This is a genomic window from Faecalibacterium sp. Marseille-Q4896 (genome assembly GCF_017377615.1).
GTDB lineage: Bacteria > Bacillota > Clostridia > Oscillospirales > Ruminococcaceae > Faecalibacterium > Faecalibacterium taiwanense.
Map to the genome: position 1 here is coordinate 350,188 of NZ_JAFREG010000003.1, position 23,500 is coordinate 373,687.

Below are 23,500 nucleotides of genomic sequence, written 5' to 3' on the forward strand. Positions count from 1 at the left end.
TACTATCAAATCACACAAAAAGCAAGAAAGAACGGCTTTTCCGAAAAATTTTCCGGAAAAGCCGTTCTGAAACTCCTTCAATCTCGCATTTGCTCCGCCCAAAAGGCCCCCTCTCCGAAGGGGCTGGCAATGCCGCAGGCATTGACTGGGGGAGTTACCACGCAAAGCCCCACTTGGAAAAATAGCGCAGCAGGCTGTGCAGCTGCCACAGAAAAGGCTTCAGGCTGCGGTGCGCCGCGCGGTGCCATGCATGGATGGCGGTGTACTGGGGCACCAGATACGTCTTGCCCCGGGTGCGCATCTTCTGGGTCAGGTCGGCATCCTCCACGTACATGAAGTAGTCCTCGTCAAATCCGCCCACAGCCTTGAACACCGCAGTGTCCACGGCCGAGAAGCTGCCGGTGCAGAACTCGATCTCGGTGGGTTTTGTCAGGTCTTTGTCCGCCATGAGATAGCGCTCGTTGTACTTTGCCCAGAATTTCAGGCAGGGCAGCTGGCGGTACACCATGGCCCGCACACTGCACCGGCGCAGCGGCAGACGCTGGGGCCGCCCGTCCGGGAAGGTGAGCGCGGGCCGCGCCATCACCACGCCGGAGTGCTGTGCCATCCAGTCCGCAAGGTCACTCAGCGTATCCGCAGTGAGCTGGATATCCGGGTTCAGGATAAAGTGCACCCGGCTTTGCAGCAGACTGAGCACCGTGTTGTGGCCGGTGCCAAAGCCGCCGTTCTCTGTGCGGCAGAGCACCTCCACCTTCTGGTCCTTGCGGATGTGCAGGGTGCCGTCCTTCGCAGCCTTTGCAAGGCACTGGCCGCTGCCGTCCGGGCTGGCGTTGTCCACCAGATACAGTGTCAGCGGGTGGCGGCGGGTGCAGTCCAGCACGGTCTGTGCCGCCCTGAGCGCTTCATCCGCTCCGTTATAAACTACAATACAAGCAGAAAGTTCCATGTCGTTCACTCCAGCGGTTTGATGTCAAAGCTGAAGTCCTCTTTCATCAGGTCAAAGTTCGGGTTCATGCAGGGGTCGCCTGCGGCCAGCTGCTTTGCCCACCGCTTCTGGAAGCGCTCCACCTCCGAGATAAAGCGCTTGCGCTTGACCGGGTTCTCGTCCAGACCGCGGCTCTTGCTCTCGTAGTGGTACAGCTGTGCAAACGGGGTGAACACGTTGGTATAGCCCGCTTCACGCACGCGCACGCAGAAGTCCACGTCGTTGAAGGCCACAGCAAAGCTCTCGTCCAGACCGTTCACCTGCTCGTAGACGCTCCTGCGCACCATCAGGCAGGCGGCAGTGACCGCATACACATCCTGTGCATAGACCAGACGTCCCATATAGCCGGGGTGGCCCACCGGGAAGTTCTTGTGCATGTGGGCCGCAAGGGTCAAAAAGCCGAAGCCGATGCCCGCATGCTGGATGGTGTTGTCCGGGTAGAGCAGCTTTGCGCCCACGCAGCCCACACGGTCCTGCTGGGCGTACATGAGCATTTCTTCGATCCAGCGCGGAGAAATGACCTCCGTATCGTTGTTGAGCAGCAGCAGGTATTCGCCGGTGGCTTCCCTTGCGCCAAAGTTGTTCAGGGCGCTGTAGTTGAAGCCGGTGCCCTGCCATGTGATCACCTTCAGGTTCTTGTGCTCCTTCTGCAGCTTTTCATAGCAGCGGAAGGTGGCAGGCTCCCTGCTGTTGTTCTCGATGACGATGATCTCAAGATCCTCATAGGTGCTCCTGCGGTAGATGGACTCCACGCAGGTGCGCAGGTCGGAAGAATGGTCGCAGCTGGGGATCAGGATGCTGACCCGGCCCGGCTTTGTGATGGTATAGTCCGTCTTATAGAAGCCCGGCGTACCCGGGATCATGGAAACTTCATCCACCGGAACACCCACACGCTCGTAGTGGGCATACAGGGCCTTGACCGCAGCTTCCAGACAGTAGGTCTTGGCCGAAATGTTGCTTGCCACGCTGGTGGGGCTGGAGCGCCAGTAGTACAGCAGGTGCGGGATATGCACGATCTTGTGCGCCTTTTCGGTCAGGCGCAGGTAGAGGTCATAGTCCTGACTGCCGTTGTAGGCTGCACGCTCATCGCCGCCCACAGCGGCCAGCAGCTTTGCGCTGAACACGCTCAGGTGGCAGATATAATTGTTGGAGCGCAGATTATCCAGCATATAATCCGGCTTGAAATGGTAAACGGTCAGGTGGTCGATGTCGCCCTCAAAGGTCACTTCATCCGTATACACAAAGTCTGCGCCCTGTTCGGCAATGGCCTGTGCCACGTACCACAGAGCACAGGGGTGCAGGATATCATCGTGGTCCAGCAGGGCGATGAACTCGCCCGTTGCCAGTGCAAAGCCCTGATTGGTGTTGCCCGCAATGCCCTCGTTCTTTTCCAGCTTCTGGTAACGGATGCGGGGGTCTTCCGCAGCACGGGCTGCTACGGTCTGGCCCACCGTCTCGTCCTGTCCGGCGTCCACAAGGCACAGCTCCCAGTTCTGATAGGTCTGGTTCTGCACCGAGTCCAGCAGCTCCACCAGAAACTGCTGCGGCGTATTGTACAGCGGCACCACGATGCTGATGCGCGGCGCGGCGGGCTGGTCGGCCGCCTGCCTTACCAGCAGCTCTGCGCTGGCAAAGCGGTCGGCGCGCATGGTCCTGCCCGGGAACAGTTTCGCATATTCCTTTTTGGCCTTTGCCTGCGCACGCACGCCGGAAATGCCCACCCGGCGCAGCTGGCCCAGAAAGACGAACGGCGGGAAGGTGTGTGCCAGCTGACGGCCCTTGCTGACAAAGTAGCGCAGCGGCCAGCTCATCTTCCAGAAGGTGGAGCTGGTCACATTGTTCAGCGTCTTTTCCAGATCCTGCTCATGGCTGCGGCTCAGCGAAAGATCGCTGCGCAGGCGTTCCAGCTGAGCCGTCTGCTCTTCGCCGGTGCGCTCGGCCTGCTGCATCCGCTCTCGCAGATCGTCCAGCGTCATCTCGTAGCCTGCCAGCAGCTGCTGTGCATCCTGCACAGCGGCGCTGCGGCAGAACAGCGCGGTCTGCTGGGCTTTGCCGCGGTTCTTCCACTCAAAATCCCGGTACAGACCCTGTGCGGCCAGCTGCTTTGCACAGTCAGCCATGGCCGATGCATCGGTGCATACCAGCAGCACCTGTGCACACTGCAGTACGGGCAGATCCACCCATTCCGGGTCCTCTACCACCAGCAGGGCAGCGGTGCCCTGCTCTGCATTCTCCGGCAGCAGCTGTGCGCCGGCCTTTTCCAGTGCTTCGGCCAGTGCGCCGCTGCCGCCCAGCACCTGAATGCTGGCAGGGGTCAGCTCCCGCACGATGCGCTGCGCCAGTGCACGGCAGCGCTCGGCCTGTCGTTTGGTTTCTTTTTCCTGATCCATTCCGATCTCCGCTCCTATGGAACTTTTTTATCTTAAAATGATCTCTCAAAAAATCACACGATTTATAGTATACCAAATCCGGCATGATTTGAGAAGGTTTTGCGCGCATTTCTTTGCAGTTTTCCACTGCTTACCAGTGGAACAGGCTGTGCAGCCAGCCAAAGAACCCACCGCCGGAGCTGCCGGAAGTGGAAATGCTCACACCCGTGTAGTAGTGGCTCAGGATCTCCCGGTAGCCCATGCCCTGCTCCTGTGCATAGCCCACAGCACCGCACTGGCTCATGCCCACGCCATGGCCAAAGCCGTAATAGGTCATGCAGGGGGTACCGCTTTCGTCCGCGCCAAAGTCGAAGCAGTAGCGGGAGGAAACGAACTGGCCGATATAGCGGTAGCTGCGGCCATTGGAAACAAAGGTGTTGTACTGCACAAAGCCGCCCAGATCCTTGTGGGTGGTGTCGGCGCTGACGTAGGGCTCGCCGGTGCGGCTGTCGTTATACTCTTTATAGGTATAATCTTTTCCGATGACCCGGCGCAGCTTGTTGTGGTACTGCTCCTCGTAGGGGCTCTCCACGCTCTGCAAATACGGCACATCGGTGCCCCATGCGTCCCGGCTGGAGCAGGTGCCGTACACGCCGGTCTGGGTGTTGTAGCCCGCACTGGCCGACCACACGGCGTCGCAGACGCTGCCGTTGTAGGTAAGGATCTCATTTTTCACCGGTTCCACCGCCCTGCGGATGGCTTCCCGTGCCGAGGACGGGATCTGATCCACCGGAGTGTAGATGAGCGCATTGGCAGAGGAGCCGTACTGCTTGTGGTATTCCAGATAGGAATGGATGGCCACCGCCTGCGCCTTCCACGCCTGCTGGGCGGCGCTGGCGCTGACATAGCTGCCAATGGAGCCAAGCTCCGTGTAGGTAATGCCCACAAGACAGTCCACAAGGTTCAGCGTGACATTGCGCTGCAGGCCTTTTCCCTTGATGTTGAGGTAAGGCATGGTGATGGTATCACTGGTGCCAAAGAGCCATGCAAGGCAGTTTTCCTCCTCGGCAGGGATCAAGGTCGTGTCCGCGCCACCCATAGTGGTGGCTGCCGAAGCCGCCGGGACCAGCACGCAAACGCACAGCGCTGCTGCCAGCACAAACGCCGCCGCGCGGCGCACAAACCGATGCAGATGTTTCAAAAGTGATCTCCTCCTGTTTTTTGCAGATTTCCGACTGTGTTTTTTACAGTGTAACACAGCCTGCGCCTGCGGGCAAGGACTGGACTTTCGTTTTCACATCTGGACAAAGAAGAAACCGGAGGGCCTTTCCCGTTCGGGCAGCTCTCCGGTCTGATTTATAAGGTCTCCGGCCGACGACGCATGGCATCGTCGATCTCGTTCTCGATCTCCCGCAGGCAGTCCAGCAGCACCGGATTGAACGCCCCGGCCTCGCCGGTGCAAAGCATCTGCACTGCAGCCGCGCAGGGTACCGGCGGCTGGCTTCCGCTGCCAGTAGTCAGCGTTTCGTAGGCATCCGCAAGGCCGACCACCTGTGCCGCAATGGGGATCTGTTCGCCAACCAGCTGGTCCGGGTAGCCGCTGCCGTCGTACCGCTCGTGGTGCCAGCGGCAGATCTGATAGGCTACCCGCACAAAATCTTCGTCGCGGTAGGCATCCAGCTCTTCCAGCATCCGTGCACCCAGCAGGGTATGCTGGCGCATGGTTTCTTCATCCTCCGGCGTGCGCGGCTCCGGGCTGTTCAGGACCTGTTCCCCGATCTCCATTTTGCCAATGTCGTGCAGCACCGAGGCCATGCTGATGGTACGACGCATCTCCTGCGTCAGGGGGTAAGTCTCGGTCTTTTGCACCAGATGGTCCAGCAGCATTCCGGTCAGGGTGCTGATGTGCTGCACATGGGTGCGGCTCTCGCCGTTGCGTCGCTCCACCACCCGGCTCAGAATGCCGATCATCATTTGGCTGCGCTTTTCCTTTTGCGACACCTGATCCGCCACCATGGCGCTCAGGCGGCGCTGCTTTGCATACATGCGGATGGTGTTGGTAATGCGCTGATACACCACCCTTGCATCAAAGGGGCGGCTGATATAATCGGACGCACCCAGATCAAAGGCGCGGCGCACCGTGTCCACATTGTCCTCGCTGGAGATCATGATGACCGGGATCTCTTCCAGCATTCCGCGCTGGCTCATGGCTTCCAGCACGGTAAAGCCGTCAATGCCGGTCATGTGGATATCCAGCAGCACAACGGAAATGCCGGTGGGGTTCTGTTCCAGCAGGCGCAGGCAGTCCTCGCCGGAAGCCGCTTCGGCAGTGTCGAACTGGCTGTTCAGCATCTGGCTGAGCAGCATCCGGTTCATGGCCGAGTCGTCCACGATGAGCACACTCTGGCGGCTGTGGGTGGGCTGCAGGGCGTGCGGCTCCGGCTGACGCTCGGTGATCACGGTGTTTTTCTGGATGCGTGCATAGTGCATCAGCCGTTCCGCGTGCTGCACCGCATCGTCCACATTTTCGTCGTCGATCCACACGCCGCCAATGCTGGCCGACATGCGGATGCGGGAGTAGCCCGGCACGCTGGCCGCCTGCAGCTGCAGACGGATTTGTTCCAGACGCGGGCTGAGCTGTTCCTGCCGGATGTCCGGCAGCAGCAAAAGCAGCCTGCCGCCGTCGTAGCGGATCAGGCGGTCTTTTTCCGAAAGGCCGCGCCGGATGGTGCTTACCGCCGTTTCCAGCACGCTATTGCCTGCACCGGAGCCGTAAACATCGTTGGAGAACTTCAGATCGTCCATATCCAGCATCGCCACACCGGCGGTAATGCTGCGGTAGCGGTAGTTCTCATCATAATAGGTGCGGTTGTAGGCACCGGTCAGCGGGTCGCGGTAGCGCTTTTCCCGCTCGTCGGTAATACTGTTGAGCAGCCGCTCACCGTTTTCCGGGTCCAGCAGAACACTGCGGTCGATCTTGCGGGTCAGCTCCAGCACACAGAGTTGGCCATCCACCTGCACACAGCTGGCCGTGATCTCGTACAGCTCCTGCCCAAAGTATTCCAGCCTTGTTTTCCGGGTGTTCTTTTCCAGCGCCTGCCTTGCCACGCAGTTTTCACACGGACGGCTGCGCCGCCACTGGGCATAGCAGGGCGCGCTGCCCTTTTTGCCGCCCTGCACCTCGTCCGCCTTCATCAGGCGCACTGTCATGAACACCTTGCGGAGCTGGCGCATTTCCTCTTCCATCTGCTGGCGTGTTCTGTCTTTTTTGCTCATCATCGCATATCCCCCGCTGCAAAACCGCGCGTTTTGGGCCGCACGGCATTCCTTCACGAATAACATTATACTATTTTTTACCAGAATACGTCAATCTTCACCCCTTGCAGCCTGCGGTGCGGAATGTGTCGTTTTGATCCTGTAAAATCAACGTAAGCTCTTTATTTTTGCCAAATTTCCTCATCAGACACCGTACTGTGCCGCACAAAGCGACGCAAATTGGGGAGTGCAGTTTTCCGGCCGTCTGCTGCCCGGGAACAGTCCACGTGTTTCCGCCGGAAACTCAGTCTTGATTTTGTGCGCAGAATCCGCTATAATAGTAACGTTCTTTTGAATTGCATATCAGCCGGTGTGTCGGAATGGCAGACGAGGGGGACTCAAAATCCGCTTCGTGATTTTCCGTGTCTGTGCGAGAAATCCACGAGTGTTCGTTGAATTTTGAAGGTTTGCCGAAGCAGGATTTCTTACATCCCTCCTGAACATCCCTCCAATCTTCAGAAACCGGTACTAATGTCCCAAAATTGAATATAAGCCGATGTGGCGGAATGGCAGACGCAAACGACTCAAAATCGTTCGGGAAACCATGTGGGTTCGAGTCCCACCATCGGCACTTCATCATAAAACGGCTTAGGATCGAAAGATTTTAGGCTGTTTTTCTTTTTTGCCCATTTTTTATACTTTGGCGTTTTCTGGGAAGATATTGACGATTGCATTCGCCGAAGATACCTTACTGGAGAAATCCAGATGTGTATAAATGTTGCTTGTCGTGCTGATGTCGCTGTGCCCCAGCCACTCCTGAATCTCCTTCAGGCTCACGCCATTGGCATAGAGCAGACTGGCGCAGCTATGGCGCAGATCGTGAAAGCGGATACGCTTCATCTGGTGTGCGACCAGAAAATCCGGGAAATGTTGGCTCAGGAAATCGGGCCGAATCCGTTTTCCCATCGGGTCTACATAGATATAGTCAAGATAATCGGTGCAATAGCTTTTGCCGCAGACCTTCCGATTCTGCTCCTGCTCCTTTTTCATTTTATTGAGCATCTGCTCACAGGCAGGGATTAGGGGAAGTGTCCGGCAGCTCGACTTTGTTTTTGTCTTATCTCGTGCGATTTCTGTTAGCGTTCCGTTGACCTTTGCGGTCACAACCGTATGCTGAATGCTGATTTTCTTGTTTTCAAAGTCAATGGCATCCCATTTCAAGCCAACAACTTCACTGCGCCGCAGGCCGTAGAATGCAGCCATGATAACGCCAAACTCCGAAGGGTCACCTTGAATCGCTTTGAAAAGCTGCTCCAGTTCTTCACCGCTGTAAATCTCCGACTTGAACTTTTCCTTACGAGGACGTTCAACGCGATCTGCCGGGTTGGAACGGATCATGCCGATTTGAAAAGCGTACTGCAAGCATTTGCGGATGTTGGCGTGATAGTGAATGACGGTGTTTGCCGTAAGGCCACGATCCAACTCATGCTGGTAGAAGTCTTGGATGTATTTGGGATGCTGTTCCATATCCTGCAATGTATAGTGGAGCGGTTCAAAATATGGGACGATCTTGTGAACGATTGCTCTTTCATAGCTGGTATAGGTTGTGATTTCCACTCGTGACTTCATCATTTTCAACCAGTCCGTGATGAAGTCGGTGAAAAGTACCGGGGAGTTATCAAGGCAGGGGTCAACTTCTTTGATGGGGCTGACCTTCAGCCAATTATTGTCAACGGCATATTGTAGGGCATCGGTCAACTCCTTGTGCCAATCCAGAAGCTGCTGTACACTGGCCTCCTCCTGCTGACGCTCATAGCGGAAGAACGTTTCCAGATCGCGCGGAGAGAGTGCTTTCAAAGACAGCCGCTTCTTTTCAAAGTATGGGACAACTACTCTTCCCAGATCATAAGCATATCTGCCATAGGTTTCGGGCGGAAGGTTCATCACGCTTTCCCGAAGCCAGCGGTTCAGATATTCCGATACCGGCAGGTCGGAAACCTGCTGCATCGTTTCAGGGTTAAACTCTTTTTGTGTTTTACGCAACAGAGATTCAGCTCTTTTTTTGTTTCCTTTAACAGGAAGTCCTGTGCTGATGGATTTGGTTCTGCGCTTTCCATCTGTGTCTTTCCAGCTCAGAATCATCTGATACATACCGTTTTGTTCTCTTAAATGTCCGGCCACATTTGTCATAGTTATGCTCCTTTCTGTTCGCAGCCAAACGTCCTTTGCTTAGGCATCATAAGTTTAGAAGATTCTGGAGTGTTTTGCAAGGATGGCACAAGGGAGTTTGAAAGGTGCATCCCTCCAAGTTGCCGATCCTGATCGAGCAGGTACTCTACCACGCAGAGTTTTGGTATCTTATAGCTGCGTCCTACACGCGCCGAGTGGATCTTATTCTGCTTGACCAACAGATACGCATTCTTCCGGCAGATGCCAAGCATTTCCTGAAGATGCTCCACCGTCACCACATCCGGGTAGTCCTTGAACATCGTCAGATACCTCTCCGTCTTTCGGTCAGGCTCTTCCTGAATCAAAGTGCAGGCTGCGATCTCGCTCATTCCTGTCCTCTCTTTCTAGTTCAATATGTCGATTATTCAGCAAAAAATACTATATGTAAAGTGTGATGGTCTTTTTCGGGGACCATCTCACTTGCCAAAGGAGATATTTGAGCTTAGAACTTCATCGGCAGTGCGTCTTTCCTGCACTTGCCGTTGTAGGTGGTGTAGATGGGGTAAACGTACCGCCGCCAGCCCGGAAGCTTGGCGGGGTTATCCCGGCTGACACGGTAGAGCTCCATGGGATGGACGCCGCTCAGCGCACGGACAAGCCGCTCCTCGCTGTACTGCCCATGATACAGCTGCACAAAGTACATCACGCCCCGCAGGACAGCCGCCCGGAAGGAATCCGGTTTGCCCTCCCACGCTTCCACGATGTGCCGCAGAGCTTCGCAGTAGATCTCTTCGCCCAGCTGGTCGTACAGCTTCAGCGCCGTGCCCACGCAGCCGATGCGGTAGTCGCTCAGCTGCATACTGTCGTAGTTGAGGGAAAGCCCCGCCCGGTTAGTGGCTGCGACAAACGCCTTGGAAGGCGCATCGCCGCCCACCACCTTGGCGCGCAGCTTGATGCCCGCCGACAGGGGTGCGGCGTGACCGTTCTGCTCGGCAAAGAGCAGGGCTTCCTGCTCCATCGTCAGACCGGTGTAGACCTTGCAGAGGATCGGGCGGTCCTCGCCGCCGTTGAGGAGGATGCAGCCCTCGATGGTGTGCTGCCCATCCATTACATAGTACCTGCCGTTGCGGAAGCTGACCTTCGGCTCGTTAACGATGTACTCGTTGAAGTCCCTTGCAATCAGCTCCACCCTCTTGCGCTCTACGCCCCGCTGGTAGATCTCGCGGGGATAGATCAGCTTGCTGCTGTGGATGACCGAAAGCTGGTACGGCGGGTTGATACCAATGAAAGTATTGTTGTCGTTCAGGCGCATCGCATTTCCTCCTTGATTCTCCAAATGTACTTCTCGGCTTCCTCTAAGATCTCAGTCACCTGCTGCTTCCGCTTCGGGCTGGTGAGCAGGCTGGGATTGAAGGTGAAGCTATATTCGAGCCGCTGGATCATGGCATGAACCGCGGATTGCAGTTCGGTGTACAGCATCATTTCCTCGATGCTTCCGGCGTTCTCAAAGGACGACCGGATGGGCGTATAGGGGTAGACAGGCGGTTTGCCATCCACCACCTCAGGCGGCGCATAAACCGCCGTAGAGCGCCGGATAGGCTCTATCTGCTGGATGCTGCCCATAGGGTTCAGCGCAAGGCTGATGCGAACCGCATCATCCACCCGGCGCATCTCCTCTGGGGTCAGATGCCCCAGATACTTCAGTGCCCGGCTTTTGTCGATGGTGAAGATCTGCTCTGCCTGCACAACGGACGGCATATTCAACCCTGCGTTTTCCAACAGGCAGTGGGTCGGCTGGTTTACTTTCTTTTCCGCCTTGCTTGTCATGGTCGCAACGATCAGGGTCGGAGAGTGATAATTGCCCACGTCATTCTGAAGAATGACCGCCGGGCGGTCACCGTGCTGTTCCGAGCCGGTGCTCGCCCCGAAATGGGTGAAGAAGATGTCTCCGCGTTGGAATTTCCAGTTTTGCTGCAAAATTGTACCTCCATGTTGTTATGTGCAAAGCCCGCTGCCGGATGTTCCGCAACGAGCTTCGTTCAAGGTATGGTGGTATGGTTGGGTCAGCGGTGCATGACCACATAATCATAGCCGCGCCGCATCTGGCAGACGGTGCATGTGTCCATGCTCCGGTCTGGGCTGGGTACAAGCGCGATTTTGAAAGCCTTTGCATCCACAAAGTGCCGCAGACAGGTACCGCAGAGAGTTCGGATGGACTTGACCATCTCAGGGGTCAGCTCCATCTCCTCGTAGATCTCCTGCTCGCGCACCGTGGGGTTCAACTCGTCCATAAAAGTGTCCTCCTATGTATCAAAAGTGAATATTCGGATAAAGAATAAATAAGAGTACGTAAAAAAACGGGAACTGCCGGATGCGTGGAACGTACCCGACAGTTCCCGGATCAATATGATTAAAGGTCTCGCATATTCGCCCTCGGCTCCCTGCGAGTGGGGCATGAACATCTGGCAGCGGATTTGTACCGCTTCATTGGCATTTCAGCCACCCCGTCTGCTTTGTGACCGGGCCGCGAATTACGGAAGTATCATTATCGGAGTACCAGATGACGGAACTATTCAGTTTTCAAGGTCCCTGAGGTCGGACGTTTCGCCCTGCGGCAGGTGCCGCTTGGGAAATCGTCCTCTCACTTGGTAGCCGACGAGAAAGGTCAATTCGTAGCATTGAAATTGAAGTTTTTCAAAAATTTAGTAATTCTCTTGATTTTGATACTAATAGTGGGCCGAGATACGCCGTAGACTTTAGAAATTTCAGTGATGTCGTATCCCTCGTAAGCGTACATGGTGATGATTTCCAAATCTTCGGTTTTCAAAGTTTCGAGTGCAGTAAGCAACTGCTCGTTCTCAATCTCACCAATCCATGCAAAACGGCTTTTAGTTTCGTGGTAAGTATCTGTCACGGTAATCGCATCCTGATAGCGTAGCATCAAAGGCGACGCTTCTTCCTCAGAGCTTTCATACGCAGGAGCGGTGAATTCCTGCGTCCGCTCGATAAAGGTACGCTCCGAATTGAATTGCTGACGGTCATAATCGTACATCTTCTGGATGGCCTCTTTCGTCATTCCCGCAGCTGCGTACTCGATGCGCAACTTTTCCCAGTGTGCTTCAAACTTCTTCAACTCATAGCCTTTATTAAAAGACATCGTAAACCTCCAAATTTTCGATAAGTCGTAAAAAGTCGAAAATTTGGAAGGCTACGGATATTTCGCCGCTTGGGGCATCCATGAAAAACGGACAAACATAAAGCCTGCTCCTTTTTACGGGAGCAGGCTACCTGAAGGCTAAAAAAATAGCCGGACAACCAACTAACAGAGCGGTTCTAAAGCAGAATCACTCTATCAGCTGTTGCCCGGCTATTTGGTGCGCGTTTCATACATTGCCTTGCGGCAATGGCCCGTTGCTCGGTGACGAACAGTCCATATTCAGGGTGCAATGCACCCGATTTTTGAAATTGTGGTTTGTCTAAAAAAGTCAGCGTCTGCGGTAGGCTAAGTCAACTGTTGCTATGTTACCGCACTTGAGGCACTTTATGCTGATAGAGCCTGAACAGCTCTCGTTTTTTTGGTAGAGCTTGTGTCCGCAAACCGGACAAAACCTCCAGCCAATGCTGAATTGTGCCTGCTGTATATTGTTCAGCGGTTTACTCTTAAAAGAGCGATTATTTGACCAAGTCATATTATTCTCCAAATCGAATGACGTCCAATGGATGGCAGTGGATGGGTTTTCCGTTGATGACCTGCATCTGCTGTAATCTGATCCTGATCGCAGACCACGATACCCCGATCCGTGCAGCCATCTCCAGAATTCTTTCATAGTTCGGGTCCGATGCGGATTTGTACAGGATTCCATTTGGCAGGCACAGCGCTGCACGTTCTATTTCGGCGTTGACCAGAAATGTTGGCATCAGCAGCTCCGCTGCAAGGGTATTCGCCTGCCATTCTTCCCATGAGGGCTGTCCGTTTCGTTCCCGATAGGCAATGTGCCCACGGCACTTGACTGCTTTTCCGTAGTCGTTCGGAAACAGGTCAGCCAGTATATGGTGCGCCGCTTCATGCGCTATCGTGAAATTCCGGCATCCGGTGCAGCTGTCTGACGCAAGGGCGGAATCGATTACAACGTCCTTCGGCATGAACACCTCCACAAGCTTTGTCCCATCCCCCAAGGTTACGGTAAAACCGCATTTCTGGAAAACAGTCAGTCCTAGAATACTTCCATCGCTGCATAGCGGCAGCATTTTCACATTCAGCCCAAGAACAGAACTTGCGAGCCGTTCAGGGTCAATGGGTTCTGGGGCATCTTTACTGATCCCGAAACGGGTATAGTACTGGTCGATATACTTACCCGCTATGTGCGAAAGATCTGCGCGGGATAAGTATCTTGCCATTACGAAGCACAGCTTTCCGGCACGGAGCAGTAGGCTTCCACGAACCACTTGCCCCGTTCAAGCCAAAGATTCCGCTTCTGACCGCAGATCAGGCAGGTGAAGCAGTGACCTTTTCCGCCTAGGCGTGATGTCCCATGTTTGACTGCCAAGACACGATCAATTCCATAAGTGTGAGCCTTGTCATAGTTTATGGCAAGAGGGCGGATCTTACCGTCAGGAGTAAAACGAACGTCCACTTCGACGTATCTTTTCTCACGGCGAAGGTTGTAATCACCACACATCAGAATTCCTCCTTTTTGCGGATTTATCAAAACACGGCGTGCATTACTTGCGAATCATACTGCGTGCCACGAGCTGTTTTTCGTTCAACAGCGGAACGGACACTGTATGTTTTTTCCACTCATCCATAGAGCAGGTCACTGCTTTGCACAGACGGCATTTTGTCCAGCCACCGGTTTCATCAAGATCCACATCATAATTCATGGTTCCGCACATTGGACATCTTACATTTTCTTTTCTCATAGTATCACCTCGCAAAAAAACGCCAAACAAACACAATCCCATACGAAAATAACACCAAAAGGCTGTTATTTGTGGATTTGGTTTGATTATACACCCACTTTATGGAGATGTCAATTACGCATTTGTCTCCATTTTAGAGATTTCCTGTTGATTTCTTATATTTTCTATACTATAATAGAGCTACCGGATCACAAAGGAGTGTTCTTGTTATGAAAAAGAAAACCACGCTCACCAAAATGCACATAGCCCCATCCACAGTGCGCTATGATGCAGTCGCTGCGAGGGATAGCAATGAGGTTGGTCAGATTCTCGCAGGCACACGAAAAAGGAATGGCTATTCACTTGTAACTTTCTCTGAACTTCTCCGTCACTATGGCGTCGATGTCAGTGATAAAGGAATCAGCAAATGGGAAAAAGGCTATACCACTCCTAGCATCTACCAACTAGTTGCAATCTGCTACGCATTGAACATCAAGGAGGGTCCTTCCTACTTTACAAAGAACTTCCAGAAACCCGCCCTTCTAAATGACATCGGGCAAAAAAAAGTCGCTGAGTACGAAATGGACTTGATTGCATCCCGGCGCTACCAGCCAGACGCAGAAGAGCCCGCGGAAATCGACTACATAATGATGCCTGTATCAGAGTTGCCAGTATCGGCAGGTCTAGGAGCTTTTCTTGAGGGTGAAATGTTCCAGCAGATACAAGTGCCTGCCAGTAGCGTTCCGGCTGGTGCCGAGTTCGGGATATATGTTAGCGGTGATAGTATGGAGCCACGCTATCATAACGGACAGATTGTATGGGTGAAGCGCTGCGAAGAACTTGAGTGCGGGGATATCGGGATATTCGTATATGATGACTGTGGATATCTGAAAAAATACGATGAACATACCCCAGACAAATCCCAAGCAGAGTTCCTTACCGACAGCTATGGCGTGGTGCATAACCAACCGGTTTTGGTTTCTCTTAACACCAAATATTCGCCGATCCTTATATCTCCAGAGCAAAGATTCGAGGTTGTTGGAAAAGTTTTGAACTAAAAAGATGGGAGGAGTTTTTGTGGATACGATCAAGCGTGTTCAGGATTTGATGCAAGTGCGTGATATGAATCTATGTGTATTGGCAAAGAAATGCGGAATATCGTACTCCACGATTCAAACCACCGCCCGTCGGGGAGGGCAGTTAAGCGTAGAGACGATTGAAAGAATTTGTCAGGGTTTAGGAATTACATTAAAAGACTTCTTCGATTCCTCCTACCTGTAAATATAGGGGCAGCAAAAAAGCCGTTCGCCACGCTGGAAAATCTGCGTGGTGAACGGCTTTAATACTGCTTCTATTTATCCTTTGGTAATCTCCAGATAAACACTAATCTCCATGATTGTTACCATTGAAGGAATACATTTGCGACGATCTTCGGGCATACCGAATAAGATTTGCATTGGCAGTTGAAGACGGCTCATGTTACCTATTGCAATTCTGACTATTTGGAAATATACTTGTAAGTATCAAATTATTTCACTTTATGGGAGGAAATTATTATGGCAAGACCCAAGGGAAGCAAGAATAAGGCTCGTACTGTAAAGGCCAGCGTTGATTATGTAGCAGTCATTGCAGAAAAGGCCGCAAAAAAAGAGAAAATCGAATCTGAGGTTGCTACGTTGACTGCAAATCTCGATGATCTGAAGACGCAGCTGAAAGCCAAGAAAGCAGAATTGAAAGCCGCCACCAAGGAACTTGCCAAAGCCGAAAACAAAAAAGCTGCCGCCGAAGCAAAAGCAGCAGAAGAAGCAAAGAAGGGCGAAGCAGAAGATGTGCTGAAGAAGCTGCTTGCCAGCGGTATGACGGCTGAAGAAATCCTTGCAAAGCTCCAGTAATGCAATATGATGAACTGGACAAGCTGCTGAAGTAAAGGAAGGGGCTGTTGCACAAGGATAAAACCGGTGTAACAGCCTCTTTTTCATTCATGCTGCAATTTTTTCAGCTTTTCAAACGTATCTAAATTAAAGTGGCATATCATCTTCCTATTTCACAAATCCTTGCCGTTTTCAGACAGGAGGTTGCTTTTATGAAAGTATCTGCCGACTATCGTATGCTCGCTCTCGATGCCCTGCGCGGAAAATGGAAAACTGCTGTTTTGACAGGTATTGCCGCCAGTGCGCTCGGTGCTACCATTGTGAGCAGTTCCAACAGTGCCGTATCCAATTCCAATCAGGCAAAGGACATCCATTTTGAACTGTTCTCCCAGCCCAACGGCGGTCGGCTGCTTGCTGTTCTGCTTGCCGGCATTGTTCTGTGGGCAGTCCTCCAACTGATCGTGGGCGGTGCAGTTCAACTGGGATATGCTCATTTTAATCTGAACCTTGTAGATGGAAATGATGCTGCCATCTCGGACTTGTTCTCTCAGAAAGACCGTCTGTGGGATGGCTTCTGCATGAAATTCCTGCAGGGTCTGTACATCGCCCTCTGGTCGCTGCTGTTGGTGATTCCGGGAATCGTGAAAACATACAGCTATGCGATGACACCTTACATCATGTCCGAGCATCCTTCGCTGACCGCAAATGAAGCGATCACAGAATCCCGGCGGATCATGAATGGCAACAAATGGCGGCTGTTCTGTCTGGATTTCAGCTTCATTGGCTGGGAGCTGCTCTGTTCGGTGCCACTGTATGCCGAGGGTTTTCTGGTTCTCAAATATTTCACCGGTTCAGAGGCTCTGGCGATTTCTCTTGTTCTTCTGCTGACAATTCCATTGAGCATTGGCTTCTTTTTTGTACACCCCTATGAGGAAGCTGCATGGGCTACTTTCTACCGCGATATTACCGCAGCACCTACCGAACCGGATGAAGCATATTGACTTTTATATTAAAATTATCGTTGTAGTTCCCTTCATCGGCTATGACTCTAAATGGCCGGATCAGAGTAAACATAGATTGAAAAAGCTGATCCAAAACGCAAACGATTCTATTGTTATTTCACACTCTGCGGATGTTTCCAGTTATAAAAAAAGAAATTATTATATGGTCGATCATGCAGAGTACCTTATCGGTGTGTTTGATAATCAGAAAAAGCTGCGCTCAGGTACAGCACAGACCGTCAACTATGCCTTGCATCAGGGAAAAGTAATCACTCTGATCCATCCAGACACTATGGAGATAACAGCCCCTGCGCCTTAACAAATTCACAAAAATTTTTCATTAGCATTTCCAACAAAATATTTTCATTGAAGGGGTGCTGTGATATAATAAGATATAAAACTACGCTCAGAACAAATGGTGCCGCTATGAACAAATATATTGGACAGCAATTTGCTGCTTTAAGATACGAAAAAAATATTTTGGTTGTTGAAGAAACTACATCTGCTGGTGGATGCGGCTCCTTCAACGCGGCTTCTTCATGTCCTGCGTCAGCCTGTCTTTATGACAGTGCGGCGTGGGGCTTTTTTATTGCCTGAAAGGAGTATGAGAACATGAGTCTGAAATATACCTGCCCCAGCTGTGGGACCCCTTTGGGCTATGACGGATTGTGCTGGAAATGCAAGTGTGAGCAAGAGCGAAAAACTGCATTGGCCTGGACGCCGGAACAGATTGCTGCAAAGCAGAAAAACCTGATCCAGAACATCCATCGGCTTGCTGATATGGAGGACCCCGAATGCACCGACTTCTGGCAGCTGCTGGGTTACCGGGACGCCATCACCCCGGAAATCCAGCGGGCGGCGCTGGCCGCAGGGGTGTTCTGGCCCTGTGAGATCTATTATCACGCTCCCGCTGATGTGGGGGAGGGCCTGATCCACGCGCTGCTGTCCACAGAGGATTCCAGTGAAGCGTCCAACCTGATGTGCTGCCTTGCTTTCCAGGGCGATGGTCGGGCACTGGAAACGCTGTTGGAACTGGAGAATCATCCCCGCTCCTGGCGCAAGAAGCTCTATGTAGACCCGTCCATTTACGCCCAGTGCGGCGGCTGGACCTTTAATAAAAAGGGACAACGGACCCAACTCAACTTCGATACCTGCTTTTCCTTCGTCAAGGGAGCCCCCGGTGAAGTGTCCCCCGTTCGCATCGGGCGGGCACGGGAGGACACCTGTCCCCACTGCGGCGGGCGGATGGCGGACATGCTGGTGCTGGACGGCCGGGACGAGCGGCTGAAGTTTCTGGGGCTGGACGGCATTCTGACCGCCACCTGCTGTCCCAACTGCGTGGGCTTTCTGAAAGGCCCCGCTTTCAACCGCTTTACTCTGGACGGCGGCGTAGAGGTCTTTCCCTCAGAGCTCTTTGACGGGGCGGGAAAGATGGACTGCTATGTCCGGCCGGAGGACTACAGGTCCCTTACCGAAAATCCCTTCGTGCTGGGCGGTGCGCCAGTGCCCCTGTTCTATGGCGCCGCCTGTGACGATGTGAACACCGTTGGCGGCTTTGCCAACTGGGTTCAGGACTGGGAATACACCGCCTGCCCCCACTGCGGAAAGCCCATGAAATATCTGGCCCAGATCCAGTGGGATACTTTGATGGACGGCACAGAGGGCACACTCTACATCGAGTTCTGCCCTGACTGCCAGATCGTATCCATGCAGCACCAGCAGACCTGATAGGAGGAAATCGCTATGAATTTGCCAAAGTTCAACAGTGCGGACGGGCGCTGTTACTGGATGAAGCCCGAGGTACAGGAAGAACTGCAACCGCTCTTTGACCAGTGTATCCAGGATGCCATTGACGGGAGAATCACGCGGCTTGATGATTCCCACTGGCCGCCGGTAGTGGTCAGCAGCGAAGGTGCACCCTTTGAGGTGTGGCAACTGCTTAGGGCATGGACCGAAATACAGCGGGCCGAGACCCTGGATGCGGAAAAGGCCATCGCCTTCAGCGAAAACCTGCGCCGCCAGAGCCGCTGGGGTGAAATTGACCACCATCTACTTGATATGCTGAAACGGGAGCTACAAGAGAAGTATTTTGTTGCAACAGGCGATGAAGATGATCGCTTCTGGGATCGGGAGTATTCCTTGAAACCAGGCATCCGTGTAGAGCAGATCCCGGAGCCGCTGCTGCGTTTCGCCTGCTATGTGGCGGTGAGCTATAAAGTGTATGGCTTGGACTTTCAGTATCTGGACGCCAATTACCTCTTTGGATTGGTGGAGAAAGTCCGTCCTGATATGGTGAAAAAGCTCCGGGAACACGGGACCGGCAGGCTGCCGCTCTCTCTGCAAAAGAGGAAAACAGAGCACTTCACCGCATCGGCCAACGATGCCTTTGCTGTGATCCGTATTACTGCCAGGGACAACACGGAGGAATGCTGCCGTGAAGTGCTGAACTACCTGTGTGAGCTTCTGGAGCAGGAGGATTTTCCCCGCAGCTATGCGGTGGAGTTCAAAGGGCCGGAAAAGAGGTATCTTCCCATCACAGGACTGCCCAAAAAGGGAGTGAACCAGCTCTTTGCCTGTGCCGTGCAGTACCCCGGCCTCCACCCCCTGATGGAACAGTACGCCCGGCTTGCCATGCGGCAGTATGAGCAGTACACCAATCTCAGCGATGAGCAGTGCGCGCTCCCCGGAAGTTTTGCCGTGTTCGCCCTGGGAATGCTGGGGCAAGAGTGGCGGCAGCTGGTATGGGATTATCTCGATCTCTGTGATGATGAGCACTCCCACTTACAGGAAAAATTCCTCCGGGAGTATGTGAAACAGTTCGGATTTACCGCCGATACCGTCCCTGTATTTGTCCGTGGGGTGCTGTCCATGCAGAACATGAAGTATTCCAAGGACTATGCCGCGTGGATGGCAAACGCAGAAAGCCTGGACGCTCTGCTGGAGGCAAAAATCCACCTGTCTGAGATCGTTCCAAGCGGTTTTTCCTCCGACGAGGATGACGATGATGACGAGGACGAGGAACCCGCAGAAGAAACAGAAGCCAGCCCGGAGGAAGTGCTGCAATACGCATGGGAAACGGTCTGCTATGTGATCTGGGGCAAAGCCAGCGCCAAGGGTGGTCAGAAAGTGGTGGAAGCAGCTTCGGAGGAACTGAAGGAACTTTACCGACAGATTTTTATTCCGATAACGGAGAACCTGGAAGGAAGTGGTGGCCTGCTATGAGTTTGCCGAAACGCGACGGCGTACAAGGTCGTTATTATTTGATCCAGAAACCAGATACGAACCCCGAAGTGCTGGAACACGCCGATCAGTGCATCCAGGATGTGTTGGATGGAACTGCAAAAGAAAACCATTCCGGCTATCCGGTGGTCGTTCGGAACCAAAGCGGAACGCCCTTTCTTCCCAGCCAGCTCCTGGAGCGGTATCTGTCCAAACTGCCTTTGAAGGGATTCCCCTATGAGGAAGCTGTTACATTCTGCGATGCCCTGCGGCGGCTGGTGGGCTGGAGGGAGATTGGCCACACCTTGGGAAAATACATCAAACACCAGGTGCAGGAGAGGTTTTTTGAGATTGGAGAGAATGAGGACTACTTTTCGCCTTTCCCGCTCTGTACCGCATGGCCGGAGCTGCGGCCGGAGGATGTGGACGAGAATCTGCTGCGCTTTACTTGCTATGTGGCGGTCTGTTATACGGTGTATGGGGCCAGCGATAATACGATTATAACCGAACACTACCTTGATCTGGTTTCCCAGCTTCGCCCGGATATGGTGAAGCAGCTGAAAACAGCTGGCAGCGGCAAATTGCCAAAGGACATCCAGCGGCGTAAGACGGAGCATTTCACCGCATCGGCCAATGATGTGTTTGCTACCATCCGCATCACCGCCAGGGACTCCACGGAGGAGTGCTATGCTGAAATTCTGGATTACCTGTGTGCGGTGTTGGAGCAGGAGGGATTTCCCCGCAGTTACTCGGTGGAGTTCCGTGGGAAGGAAAAACTCTATCTGCCCATTCCCGGTCTGCCCAAAAAGGGCGTCAATCAGCTCTTTGCCTGTGCTGTGCAACACCCCAATCTGCATCCGGCTATGGCGCGATACGCTCGTCTGGCTATGCGGGAATTTGAGTGGTACCAAAACCTCTCAGATGAAGCCTGTGCGATGCCCGGCACCTTCGCCGTGTTTGCCCTGGGGCTGGAGGGAGAACCGTGGGCACCGCTGGTGACGGAGTATCTGGATCTCTGCGATGACGAGCACTCCTCCCTGCAAGGGAAATTCCTTCATGCCTTGATCCGAAAGTTTGGGTTCCAACCATGGACGCTGGGGGTATTGGTGCGGGGCGCATTATCTATGCAGTGGCTGGAGCCTGCCAGAGAATTCCGCAGCCTGATAGCCAATGGGGAAAGCCTGGATGCACTGCTGGCAGTCAAGCGCCGCTTTTCCGCTTATCTCCTGCCGGAAGAAAACGAAGACCCGAAATTCCGGGCCATCGCTTGGCAGAGCCTGCTCTGGGCCATCTGGGGGCAAGCCTCTGAAAACGGCGGCAGCAAGGTCATCAAGTCGGCACCGAAGGAACTGAGAGAAAGGTATCAGGAAATTTTTCAATAGACTATAAGGAGGACTCGGATGAGTGAAGTAAGCTATTCAAATGTACCTCCCATGATGGCTGCCATCAAAAGTGGTGACATAGAGGCGATTCGTTCCCTGCTTCACGCAGGGCATTCTCCCAATGAGCCACAATGCTATCATGTAATGATTGGAGATTGGCCGCGGGATGACGAAGCCTCTCCGCTGGAATTGGCTGTACTGGAAAATCGGATGGACATGGTACAGCTCCTGATCGAATGCGGAGCAGATTTGACCCATAACCCGGAAGAATTGCTTTGTGGTTCCCTGCGCAGTCAAGACCTGACCCTGTTTTCCTTTTTGGTAGATGTGGGAGTCAGAATCCCCGCAACGCAAAGGGATATATGCAGGCTGTTTCTTCACTTGGTGGATCGGGATGAGCCTAATGTACTCCCCATTTTGAAAAGGATGGGCATGGATTTGAAACAATACGGCGGTGAAGCCCTGCGCAGTATGGCGAGCCATGGAAATCAGCTGCTGGTGGAGTATCTGATTCAAAACGGGGCGGACATCAACTATCACAAGCCAGATATGGTGTTTCCCTACGCTTCGACTCCTGTCACTGAAGCTGCACGGCACAACGATTTTTCTATGGTGCGCTGGCTTGTGGAACAGGGTGCAGACATCACCATCCCGGATAAATACGGTGACCGGCCCTACACCGTGGCAGTACAGAACAAAAATCAGGAAATGGCTGCCTACTTAAAAGCTCTGGAGCCGGAGGAATGGCATAACGAACAGGAAAAGGCGCGTCAACTCACGCCTTACAAGCTGCCTGCCAAGCTGGTGGAATACTTAAAGACCGGCCCCTTGCGTCTGGAATTTCCAGAGCGGGAACTGGTGAAATGGGCGGAACTGTACCCCTACATGGATGTACAGGAGATGACCTGGAAACGGAAAAAGTTGCTCTCCCTTATGGCGAAAATGGACAATTACAGCGACTATTTGCTGCTGTGGAGTCCCAGAGATAAGAAACTCTGGTATCTGGACATTGAGCATAAGGAGTTTCATCCGTTAGCCAAATGGGAGGAATTTATTGCTGATCCCGGAAAATATCTTAATGGAATGATTGAGGGAGAGTTTGAGGAATAAGGAGCTAACGCAATGTTTGAGGAATTTTATCAAAAATATGAGACTGAGGAGCAGGAAGTGATTGCCCTGATTCGTAAGTGCATTGGGGCTGGGTACCATAAGAGCGATAACAGTGACTTTTGGGAGATGACTGTCATTACACTGGGTATGGTGTTCTGCAATACCGGCAAGGTCAGCATTAAAGAAGGTCGGCTGAAATGGCCGGTTACGGAGGAGGAACGCAACAGTGAAAAGAGCTGGGGGCGTTTGCAGCAAGGGCAGATTTGCCGTCTGAAGGTACGCAGATTGTTGGATGGGTTGGTACCTGAACACACCACTCCGGAACAGTTCAACAGCTGGGCTGTTATAGATGTGCTGGAGCCTTCTGTCCCCTGCCCTCCGTTGGAGGCAGTATGGGAGGAATACCAGAAACCCGTAAACATTGAGGATGAAGTTCTGGGAACTTTGAAACTGAACCGGGACTTCGGGCTGCTGGATGGCAAAATCTTGTGGAACGAAAAGGAAGTCTCCCTTGCACTGGAAATAGATCTGGAGGATGAGGAAACCTGGGATACCGTCCGCAGCATTGCCCACAAAGTTATGGCAGACCGCGAAAGCTGGGACAAGTCCATGCGGGAATTTGCGGCAAAGGAACTGACCGGGCTGGCCAATGAGTGGCAGGCAGATGACGATGAGAAGAAAAATGCTGATCCCATTGCAGAAGAAGGATTTGCCCAGCGCATTACTTTGTCAGAACTGAGCCTTACTTATGAGGGTGACTTTACGGCCTATTTTGATGACGACGATATGTTCTGGGGACACACTGTTGAGGTTTGCGGCTCCCTGGAAAATGGGATAGAGAGCGCCAATATTGCGGGATAACGGTTGCATAAGACATACAAGCTGATATTTGAATGCGAAAGGAGAAATCATGATGAAAGCATTTGACCCGAATTACAAACTGCTGGACGAGATGTATCAGGATAATTACTATCCAGTTTTTCTGGTGGATAAGGTCAGGGACGAGCTTCAGAAGGTCATTGACCTGCTGGAGAGCGGCGAAACGGACACCGAAGTGATACAGAAAACGCTGGATAAGGCGGTCTGCGGCATCAATGATCTTCAGGATGAATTTTACGAAAACGACAGCGAGATTGAAACGGTGGCCCGGGATTGTATTGGAGACACCGTTGCCTACATTCTGGAGTGGTTCGGTATCCCGATTGATATGGAGGAGGCCATCCGAGAACGGGACTGGTGA

24 protein-coding genes, 1 tRNA gene and 1 pseudogene are annotated in these 23,500 nt (G+C 53.0%); 13 read left to right on the top strand and 13 right to left on the bottom strand.

The features are described 5' to 3' along the window. Positions 1–154: 154 nt before the first annotated feature. The 4 genes from J3348_RS07880 to J3348_RS07895 all read right to left on the bottom strand — a co-directional run bounded on the left by J3348_RS07880 (position 155) and on the right by J3348_RS07895 (position 6,633). The gene (locus J3348_RS07880) at positions 155–946 is read right to left on the bottom strand and encodes a glycosyltransferase (RefSeq protein WP_207698708.1); all 792 of its coding nucleotides are present in this window, start codon (positions 944–946) and stop codon (positions 155–157) included. Positions 947–951: 5 nt separating this feature from the next. Then, a complete protein-coding gene (locus J3348_RS07885; protein ID WP_207698709.1) occupies positions 952–3,375 on the bottom strand; it encodes a glycosyltransferase family 2 protein in 2,424 nt (807 codons plus the stop codon). A gap of 130 nt (positions 3,376–3,505) precedes the next feature. Beyond that, positions 3,506–4,555 (bottom strand): SpoIID/LytB domain-containing protein, encoded by a 1,050-nt coding sequence (locus tag J3348_RS07890; RefSeq protein ID WP_207698710.1) that lies wholly within the window; start codon positions 4,553–4,555, stop codon positions 3,506–3,508. Positions 4,556–4,710: 155 nt separating this feature from the next. Beyond that, positions 4,711–6,633: an HD domain-containing phosphohydrolase gene (locus J3348_RS07895; protein ID WP_207698711.1), complete on the bottom strand. Its 1,923-nt coding sequence runs from the start codon at positions 6,631–6,633 to the stop codon at positions 4,711–4,713. Positions 6,634–7,161: 528 nt separating this feature from the next. Between J3348_RS07895 and J3348_RS07900 the strand changes: the two genes are divergently transcribed. After that, positions 7,162–7,240, top strand: a tRNA-Leu gene (locus J3348_RS07900). 62 nt (positions 7,241–7,302) lie between these two features. On the opposite strand, the gene J3348_RS07905 is transcribed toward J3348_RS07900, so the two are convergent. The 9 genes from J3348_RS07905 to J3348_RS07945 form a co-directional block, all read right to left on the bottom strand. Next, entirely contained in the window at positions 7,303–8,799 is a 1,497-nt protein-coding gene (locus tag J3348_RS07905; RefSeq protein ID WP_097775163.1) for a site-specific integrase, read from the bottom strand. A 2-nt stretch (positions 8,800–8,801) separates the two neighbouring features. After that, the gene (locus J3348_RS07910) at positions 8,802–9,167 is read right to left on the bottom strand and encodes a helix-turn-helix domain-containing protein (RefSeq protein WP_113993110.1); all 366 of its coding nucleotides are present in this window, start codon (positions 9,165–9,167) and stop codon (positions 8,802–8,804) included. A 113-nt stretch (positions 9,168–9,280) separates the two neighbouring features. After that, on the bottom strand, positions 9,281–10,090 hold the full coding sequence (locus J3348_RS07915; protein WP_097775162.1) for a DUF6551 family protein: 810 nt from the start codon (positions 10,088–10,090) through the stop codon (positions 9,281–9,283). After that, complete coding sequence (locus tag J3348_RS07920; protein WP_097771475.1) at positions 10,081–10,755, bottom strand: type II toxin-antitoxin system PemK/MazF family toxin; 675 nt, start codon at positions 10,753–10,755, stop codon at positions 10,081–10,083. Before J3348_RS07920 ends, J3348_RS07915 begins: the two co-directional genes overlap by 10 nt. An 86-nt stretch (positions 10,756–10,841) precedes the next feature. After that, positions 10,842–11,069 (bottom strand): hypothetical protein, encoded by a 228-nt coding sequence (locus J3348_RS07925; RefSeq protein WP_097775161.1) that lies wholly within the window; start codon positions 11,067–11,069, stop codon positions 10,842–10,844. A gap of 374 nt (positions 11,070–11,443) precedes the next feature. Further along, complete coding sequence (locus tag J3348_RS07930) at positions 11,444–11,935, bottom strand: sigma-70 family RNA polymerase sigma factor (RefSeq protein ID WP_015565818.1); 492 nt, start codon at positions 11,933–11,935, stop codon at positions 11,444–11,446. Positions 11,936–12,468: 533 nt separating this feature from the next. After that, positions 12,469–13,176 carry an ImmA/IrrE family metallo-endopeptidase gene (locus J3348_RS07935; RefSeq protein WP_112121833.1) on the bottom strand — a complete coding sequence of 236 codons (708 nt, stop codon included), beginning with the start codon at positions 13,174–13,176 and terminating at the stop codon, positions 12,469–12,471. Continuing rightward, positions 13,176–13,457 (bottom strand): hypothetical protein, encoded by a 282-nt coding sequence (locus tag J3348_RS07940; RefSeq protein ID WP_097775158.1) that lies wholly within the window; start codon positions 13,455–13,457, stop codon positions 13,176–13,178. The genes J3348_RS07935 and J3348_RS07940 overlap by 1 nt, the downstream gene beginning before the upstream one ends. Positions 13,458–13,500: 43 nt before the next feature. Then, on the bottom strand, positions 13,501–13,698 hold the full coding sequence (locus J3348_RS07945; RefSeq protein WP_097775157.1) for a hypothetical protein: 198 nt from the start codon (positions 13,696–13,698) through the stop codon (positions 13,501–13,503). 209 nt (positions 13,699–13,907) lie between these two features. On the opposite strand from J3348_RS07945, the gene J3348_RS07950 reads away from it, so the two are divergent. The 12 genes and pseudogenes from J3348_RS07950 (at position 13,908) to J3348_RS08005 (ending at position 23,500) form a co-directional block, all read left to right on the top strand. Further along, on the top strand, positions 13,908–14,735 hold the full coding sequence (locus tag J3348_RS07950) for a LexA family transcriptional regulator (RefSeq protein ID WP_097776430.1): 828 nt from the start codon (positions 13,908–13,910) through the stop codon (positions 14,733–14,735). A 19-nt stretch (positions 14,736–14,754) separates the two neighbouring features. Continuing rightward, a complete protein-coding gene (locus J3348_RS07955) occupies positions 14,755–14,958 on the top strand; it encodes a helix-turn-helix transcriptional regulator (protein ID WP_223383275.1) in 204 nt (67 codons plus the stop codon). 275 nt (positions 14,959–15,233) lie between these two features. Continuing rightward, positions 15,234–15,569 carry a hypothetical protein gene (locus J3348_RS07960; RefSeq protein ID WP_015565819.1) on the top strand — a complete coding sequence of 112 codons (336 nt, stop codon included), beginning with the start codon at positions 15,234–15,236 and terminating at the stop codon, positions 15,567–15,569. A 191-nt stretch (positions 15,570–15,760) separates the two neighbouring features. Continuing rightward, positions 15,761–16,549: a DUF975 family protein gene (locus tag J3348_RS07965; RefSeq protein WP_015565820.1), complete on the top strand. Its 789-nt coding sequence runs from the start codon at positions 15,761–15,763 to the stop codon at positions 16,547–16,549. 7 nt (positions 16,550–16,556) lie between these two features. After that, a pseudogene (locus J3348_RS07970) lies at positions 16,557–16,868 on the top strand (SLOG family protein); the annotation flags it as partial. A 107-nt stretch (positions 16,869–16,975) separates the two neighbouring features. Further along, positions 16,976–17,146 carry a hypothetical protein gene (locus J3348_RS07975; RefSeq protein WP_008723379.1) on the top strand — a complete coding sequence of 57 codons (171 nt, stop codon included), beginning with the start codon at positions 16,976–16,978 and terminating at the stop codon, positions 17,144–17,146. A 15-nt stretch (positions 17,147–17,161) separates the two neighbouring features. Next, entirely contained in the window at positions 17,162–18,277 is a 1,116-nt protein-coding gene (locus J3348_RS07980; RefSeq protein WP_207698712.1) for a hypothetical protein, read from the top strand. Between the two features lie 15 nt (positions 18,278–18,292). Then, on the top strand, positions 18,293–19,771 hold the full coding sequence (locus J3348_RS07985) for a DUF6138 family protein (protein WP_347565372.1): 1,479 nt from the start codon (positions 18,293–18,295) through the stop codon (positions 19,769–19,771). Next, the gene (locus tag J3348_RS07990) at positions 19,768–21,150 is read left to right on the top strand and encodes a DUF6138 family protein (RefSeq protein ID WP_015565823.1); all 1,383 of its coding nucleotides are present in this window, start codon (positions 19,768–19,770) and stop codon (positions 21,148–21,150) included. Before J3348_RS07985 ends, J3348_RS07990 begins: the two co-directional genes overlap by 4 nt. A gap of 18 nt (positions 21,151–21,168) precedes the next feature. After that, positions 21,169–22,260 (top strand): ankyrin repeat domain-containing protein, encoded by a 1,092-nt coding sequence (locus tag J3348_RS07995; RefSeq protein WP_015565824.1) that lies wholly within the window; start codon positions 21,169–21,171, stop codon positions 22,258–22,260. Positions 22,261–22,272: 12 nt separating this feature from the next. Then, on the top strand, positions 22,273–23,121 hold the full coding sequence (locus J3348_RS08000; RefSeq protein WP_015565825.1) for a DUF2262 domain-containing protein: 849 nt from the start codon (positions 22,273–22,275) through the stop codon (positions 23,119–23,121). Positions 23,122–23,173: 52 nt separating this feature from the next. Continuing rightward, positions 23,174–23,500, top strand: a complete 327-nt coding sequence (locus tag J3348_RS08005; protein ID WP_015565826.1) for a DUF5713 family protein — start codon at positions 23,174–23,176, stop codon at positions 23,498–23,500.

Coding starts and splice junctions, on each gene's coding strand:
- J3348_RS07880 (WP_207698708.1), bottom strand. CDS start 946: ATGGAACTTTCTGCTTGTATTGTAGTTTATAACGGAGCGGATGAAGCG.
- J3348_RS07885 (WP_207698709.1), bottom strand. CDS start 3,375: ATGGATCAGGAAAAAGAAACCAAACGACAGGCCGAGCGCTGCCGTGCA.
- J3348_RS07895 (WP_207698711.1), bottom strand. CDS start 6,633: ATGATGAGCAAAAAAGACAGAACACGCCAGCAGATGGAAGAGGAAATG.
- J3348_RS07905 (WP_097775163.1), bottom strand. CDS start 8,799: ATGACAAATGTGGCCGGACATTTAAGAGAACAAAACGGTATGTATCAG.
- J3348_RS07910 (WP_113993110.1), bottom strand. CDS start 9,167: ATGAGCGAGATCGCAGCCTGCACTTTGATTCAGGAAGAGCCTGACCGA.
- J3348_RS07915 (WP_097775162.1), bottom strand. CDS start 10,090: ATGCGCCTGAACGACAACAATACTTTCATTGGTATCAACCCGCCGTAC.
- J3348_RS07925 (WP_097775161.1), bottom strand. CDS start 11,069: ATGGACGAGTTGAACCCCACGGTGCGCGAGCAGGAGATCTACGAGGAG.
- J3348_RS07930 (WP_015565818.1), bottom strand. CDS start 11,935: ATGTCTTTTAATAAAGGCTATGAGTTGAAGAAGTTTGAAGCACACTGG.
- J3348_RS07935 (WP_112121833.1), bottom strand. CDS start 13,176: ATGGCAAGATACTTATCCCGCGCAGATCTTTCGCACATAGCGGGTAAG.
- J3348_RS07940 (WP_097775158.1), bottom strand. CDS start 13,457: ATGTGTGGTGATTACAACCTTCGCCGTGAGAAAAGATACGTCGAAGTG.
- J3348_RS07945 (WP_097775157.1), bottom strand. CDS start 13,698: ATGAGAAAAGAAAATGTAAGATGTCCAATGTGCGGAACCATGAATTAT.
- J3348_RS07950 (WP_097776430.1), top strand. CDS start 13,908: ATGAAAAAGAAAACCACGCTCACCAAAATGCACATAGCCCCATCCACA.
- J3348_RS07960 (WP_015565819.1), top strand. CDS start 15,234: ATGGCAAGACCCAAGGGAAGCAAGAATAAGGCTCGTACTGTAAAGGCC.
- J3348_RS07965 (WP_015565820.1), top strand. CDS start 15,761: ATGAAAGTATCTGCCGACTATCGTATGCTCGCTCTCGATGCCCTGCGC.
- J3348_RS07975 (WP_008723379.1), top strand. CDS start 16,976: ATGAACAAATATATTGGACAGCAATTTGCTGCTTTAAGATACGAAAAA.
- J3348_RS07980 (WP_207698712.1), top strand. CDS start 17,162: ATGAGTCTGAAATATACCTGCCCCAGCTGTGGGACCCCTTTGGGCTAT.
- J3348_RS07985 (WP_347565372.1), top strand. CDS start 18,293: ATGAATTTGCCAAAGTTCAACAGTGCGGACGGGCGCTGTTACTGGATG.
- J3348_RS07990 (WP_015565823.1), top strand. CDS start 19,768: ATGAGTTTGCCGAAACGCGACGGCGTACAAGGTCGTTATTATTTGATC.
- J3348_RS07995 (WP_015565824.1), top strand. CDS start 21,169: ATGAGTGAAGTAAGCTATTCAAATGTACCTCCCATGATGGCTGCCATC.
- J3348_RS08000 (WP_015565825.1), top strand. CDS start 22,273: ATGTTTGAGGAATTTTATCAAAAATATGAGACTGAGGAGCAGGAAGTG.
- J3348_RS08005 (WP_015565826.1), top strand. CDS start 23,174: ATGAAAGCATTTGACCCGAATTACAAACTGCTGGACGAGATGTATCAG.